The 4,914-nt window shown below is 57.7% G+C and carries 5 protein-coding genes; 4 read left to right on the top strand and 1 reads right to left on the bottom strand.

The features are described 5' to 3' along the window. The first annotated feature begins 536 nt into the window (after positions 1-536). The 4 genes from CKO40_RS23290 (at position 537) to CKO40_RS23270 (ending at position 4,461) form a co-directional block, all read left to right on the top strand. Positions 537-1,418, top strand: coding sequence for a Druantia anti-phage system protein DruA (locus tag CKO40_RS23290; RefSeq protein ID WP_200348845.1), 882 nt, complete (start codon positions 537-539; stop codon positions 1,416-1,418). Next, the gene (gene tnpC, locus CKO40_RS23285; protein ID WP_200348844.1) at positions 1,408-2,889 is read left to right on the top strand and encodes an IS66 family transposase; all 1,482 of its coding nucleotides are present in this window, start codon (positions 1,408-1,410) and stop codon (positions 2,887-2,889) included. Before CKO40_RS23290 ends, tnpC begins: the two co-directional genes overlap by 11 nt. Before the next feature lie 183 nt (positions 2,890-3,072). Then, positions 3,073-3,801 (top strand): class I SAM-dependent methyltransferase, encoded by a 729-nt coding sequence (locus CKO40_RS23275; protein WP_200348842.1) that lies wholly within the window; start codon positions 3,073-3,075, stop codon positions 3,799-3,801. Between the two features lie 84 nt (positions 3,802-3,885). Continuing rightward, positions 3,886-4,461, top strand: coding sequence for a hypothetical protein (locus CKO40_RS23270; RefSeq protein WP_200348841.1), 576 nt, complete (start codon positions 3,886-3,888; stop codon positions 4,459-4,461). Between the two features lie 107 nt (positions 4,462-4,568). Here CKO40_RS23270 and CKO40_RS23265 read toward each other — a convergent pair. Further along, positions 4,569-4,914 (bottom strand): group II intron maturase-specific domain-containing protein (locus CKO40_RS23265; protein WP_200348409.1); only part of this gene is annotated, 346 nt, incomplete at its 5' end.

Here is a 4,914-nt window from a genome sequence, read left to right as displayed (position 1 = left end):
CTCCAGACATCCCCTCGCGGGTTTGCCCTTGCCGTCGGCTAGTAGTTCTATTGGTCCAAGAGGACACTACAGGTACTCCTACAGGGGACTTTCACCCCATCAGTTCATGCCCATGCCGGGCGTACACAAGCGGCTCGGCCCGACCGCCCGTTGCGGTGCCGCCGCTGACGCGGGCGGCACCGCAACGGGCGGCGGGCCAGCCTTAACGTTAGAAGCAACAGCCCGAATAGAAGCAACAGCCCGAATACCTTGACAGCTCAATGCGACAGCTACTAATCAAGACACTGGCAAATACAAACTGGCGCCAAGTAAGGCTTTCAACTTCCTTTTGTCCCCTTTGTAAGAAACGGCGGATATTTGTCAAGCTGACCGATAATGGAATAGGCGTTCGTTGCATCTCCTGTAAGGGAACTTCGATCACTTTATCTCTGGTTGATGTCTTGCTTTATAGGTAACCGTTCACGGGCTCGCGAGCCAGCAGCAGCGAACCCTGTTGGGGCTGGACTCAGAAGCCAGAACCGACTACTGTCGGGACCATGCACCCGATCACGGTCACGATCCAAGGCCAGCGCTGCTCGCCTGATCTCAGTTTAATCGAGCGCCTGCTCTCAGAGCACCCCGACTGGGGGCGAAGCCGGCTCTCGGTGGCGCTCTGCGAGCAGTGGAACTGGCGCGCCGCCAATGGCCAACTCAAAGACATGGCCTGCCGCAGCCTGCTCTTACGCTTGGAGCGCGCGGGCGCGATCAGGCTACCGCCGCGGCAACGCAAATCCCCAAACGGCTACCGCAACCGCACCTCGCGTTGGGTTCCTCATTGCAGCGAGCCCATGGTTGGTGCGCTGAAGGATCTGAGGCCGTTGCAGATCAGCTGCGTGGAGAACGCCAGCGACCAAGACCGGCTGTTTCGTTGCCTGCTCAACACCTACCACTACTTGGGCTTGCGCAACACCGTGGGCGAGAACATGAAGTACCTCGTCTACAGCCACGACGGGCGCCTCTTAGCCTGTCTGCTGTTTGGCGCGGCGGCTTGGCAATGCCGTGCTCGCGATGCCTGGATCGGTTGGCAGCCAGCGACGCGCGAGCGCAATCTGGCGTACCTGGCGAACAACACCCGCTTTCTCGTCCTGCCCTGGGTCCGGATGCCGCACTTGGCCAGCCACCTGCTTTCACGCATCGCCCGGCGTATCCAAGCCGACTGGCGGGCCAAGTATGGCCACAGCCTCTACTGCCTGGAGACCTTCGTCGACAGCACCCGCTATCGCGGGGTCTGCTATCAGGCCGCCAACTGGCAGCGGGTCGGTGAGAGCAGCGGGCGCAGCCGCAATGATCGCCAGCACCGCCTGAGGGTGCCGAGAAAGGCCGTTTACCTCTACCCTTTGAGCCGGCGCTTCCGTGCGCACCTGTGCGATGACACCTGAGCAGGCACAAGCGATCTATGCGGCCGGGGAGCAGGCGGTCATCGATCGCCTGTGTGCGCTCGATGACCAGGTGCAGGCCGCGCAGCAGGAGATCGACGCGCTGCAGCGCAAGCTCGCCCAACGTGAGAAGAATTCCTCCACGTCCAGCAAACGGCCGTCGTCCGACGACATCACCAAGCCCACGACAGGTGCCAAGAACAACGCCGGAACGAAGAACGGCAAAGGCAACACCATCGGCGGCCAACCCGGTCATCCGAAACACACCCGTCCTGCGTATCCGCCCGAGACCCTCTCCAAGGTCCACGAGCACCACTGCGGCGCCTGCCCGCACTGCGCCAGCCACGACCTCCTCTGGCTCGAGGATGTCGCCCCGCGCATCACCCAGCAGAGCGAGATCCAAGAGGTCGTCGTCCTGCGCGAGGAGCATCGCGCCTATGCCTATTGGTGCGCGGGTTGTGGCGAGATCCACTCTGCCGAGCTGCCCGAGGCGGTGCGCAAAGAAGGATTGTTCAAGGCGCGCCTGACGGCGTTGGTGGCCTACCTGAAGCACGTCTGCCATGCCTCGTTTTCGACCATCCGCAAGTTCCTGCGCGACGTGGTCGGGGAGACGGTCTCGCGCGGCTATCTGGTCAAGCTCATCACCAAGGTCAGTCGGTCGCTGGAGCGTCCCTACGCGGAGCTGCTCGAGCGCATCCCGCTGGAGACAACGCTCAATGTCGATGAAACCGGGCACAAGGACAACGGCGAGCGGTTCTGGACCTGGGTCTTCAAGGCCGAACTCTATGTGCTGTTTCGCATCGATAAGTCGCGGGGCTCGCCGGTGTTGATCGAGGTCTTGGGCAAGGAGTTCGAGGGCACCTTGGGCTGTGATTATTTCTCGGCCTACCGCAAGTTCATGAAGGACCTCGGGGTCAGCGTGCAGTTCTGCCTCGTGCACCTGATCCGCGATGTGAAGTTTCTGACCACCTTGCCGGATCTGCCAACCCAAATCTACGGCCAGCGCCTGCTCGGCGCGCTGAAGGGGCTGTTCCACGTCATCCATCAACATGAGACGCTCTCAGAGGAGGCGTTTGCTGCCGCGCTTGCGGCGGCCAAGGCCGAGATCATTCGCATCGGCCGGGATGCCGCGCCAAGCTCAATCGACGCCAAGGGCCGCGAGCGCCGACGCGAGGCGCAGAACATGGCCAAGCGCTTTCGCCAGCATGCTGAGGCGTATTTCACCTTCATCACCACGCCCGGCATGGACCCAACGAACAACCTCGCCGAGCAGGCCATCCGCTTCGTGGTGATCGATCGCCATGTCACTCAGGGCACGCGTGGTGCCAAAGGGCGCCGGGCGAGCGAGCGGTTGTGGACGGTGATCGCGACCTGTGCGCTGCAAGGTCGATCGGCATTTGCCTTTATCCTCGAGGCTGTCGAGGCGTTCGTCCATGACCGACCGGCGCCGTCGTTGTTGCCAGCACCACCTTGAGTCACTCCCTTGGGCGTTGATCGGCTCAAGACCGGGTGTCCGCTTTAGACCTCCATCATCCCGCCTGCAGCGCCGTCACCGACTCGCACCTCAGGCTCGCTTGGTCCGGCACCTCCAGCACCGAAGGCCCGGTGAGTCGGCAGCGACGCCAAGCACTCGACGCCATCCCGATCAGGGCTCATCATGATCACGCTTCGTCTCGGCCAGGTTCCTGCGCATGGCCGTCGCCGTACCTCAGCATGGGCTCAAGCCGGTGGGCGTGCCGCGATCGCAGGTTCTGGCCCCGTGAACGGTTACCCTTATATTTGTCCAACTCTAAAGTCGCAATCCGTATATGAACTCTCTTGCCGGGGATCTTTATTTAGATTCTTGCAACATCACAGTAACTCAGTCACCTGCTCAGAATATTTTGATGATGTCGTTCCTGGAGAATACAAGAATGCGGCTCAGTGCCAAGATGTACAGAAATTGACATATTTAGATGAAAGTTTTGATATATGTACGTCAACCGAAGTATTCGAGCACGTCCCAAATGATTCACTAGGTTTCGCTGAAATTTGCCGCGTGCTGAAATCGACAGGAGTTTTTGTTTTTACAGTGCCAATTGATCTTAACAACATAACAATTGAACGAGCAACACCGCTCCCACAAGGGGGCGTTCACCATTTGTTACCAGCCGAGTACCATGGCGACCCACTCTGTAAAGATAATAAAATTTTGGCATATCGAAATTATGGGGCCGATATTTTAGATCGGCTACTGGACTCAGGCTTTAAAAGAGCCGAGATTCGCAGCCCAAGAAATTCTATCCCTTGGGGCTATTCTCGGCCAATAATCGTAGGATATCGAGAGGACGCCTCCAACAATTGGCTCAACTCGGACCCGTTACTGCTGCGCTTCGCTTCGCAGTAACGGTCCGGTTAGCCAAGCCGTTAGGCTACTCACCGCGCCTCGCGAGAACAGGCTGCCCTGCGTTTAGGCAATGAGGACAATACAATGGAATATTTAACAGTTATCATGAGTTCCTTAAAGAACGCCCAAGCTCTTCGTAATTTTGTAGAAGAAGGTGGTCTTGCATCCGTCATCGCAGATCTTTCTCTAGAATCAGCTGTCTCTGGTTTGAATAGTTATAGCGCCGTAGCCGACAAGCGAGGCTTGATATGGTCAGTAGTAAGCAATTTGCGTACTGCCGCCTCCGGGTATCGTCGTTCAGTTTTTAGTGGAAGCGGCATGAAATCCTGGTTTAGCCCGTATTCACATGCTAGAAATTTTGCAAAGTTGCAAAAAACGCACTGTCTTTTGATCGTATGCTACGAGTATCTCAATGAATCAGATATGGCTAAAAAGGAATATGCAGAGCTTGAATCTGATACAGGAAGATTTATGCCGCTATGGATCGAAGAATATCAAGATGAACCGTGGGGAAAGGTTTATTTGCAGAACAAATTCATAGTGCCAGCCCTAACGAGAACTATCGACCAAGCCGTTGGCGCTTTTAAAGAAAAAGAGAAAAATTATAGGCCAAGTGAGCTATCATCCCTGAAGTCACAGCTTGACAAACTTAAACAATGAGTAACGTAGCCTAATCGGGTAAGGGCGGGTGTTTAGCCCGCCCTCCCCACACCACCTAGCATGCGGGTCCGCACTAGGCGATTCACAAGAAGGGAGCACACGACGCTTTAGGCATAGCCATGCGCTTTCATCCACTGATCGCGAATGCTGATCAAGCCCTGGCCTTTCAGCCAGTCATTGGTCATCCCGGTTTGCGTGCCCAGCGAGCGGGACAGATGCCAGTCGCTCTTGGAGCTCATGCCCGTCCAGATCGCGGCACGCTTCGACGACCCCAGGGCCAGCAACTGGCGAATGCGATTGCGCACCCCGCGCCACTGTTTCCAGTCGCACAGGCGGATGCGCCGCCGCAGCCAGTGGTCCAGCTCGGGAATCGGCCGGTAGTAGTCCGAGATGCCGAAGTAGCCCATCCAACCACGGACGTATTCGGAGAGTTTCTTGAGCCGGTACGCCATC

The organism is Halochromatium glycolicum (assembly GCF_016584085.1).
In the GTDB taxonomy this organism is placed as follows: domain Bacteria; phylum Pseudomonadota; class Gammaproteobacteria; order Chromatiales; family Chromatiaceae; genus Lamprobacter; species Lamprobacter glycolicus.
Note: the sequence above shows the minus strand (reverse complement) of the source record. Positions and strands in the feature narration are given on the sequence as shown.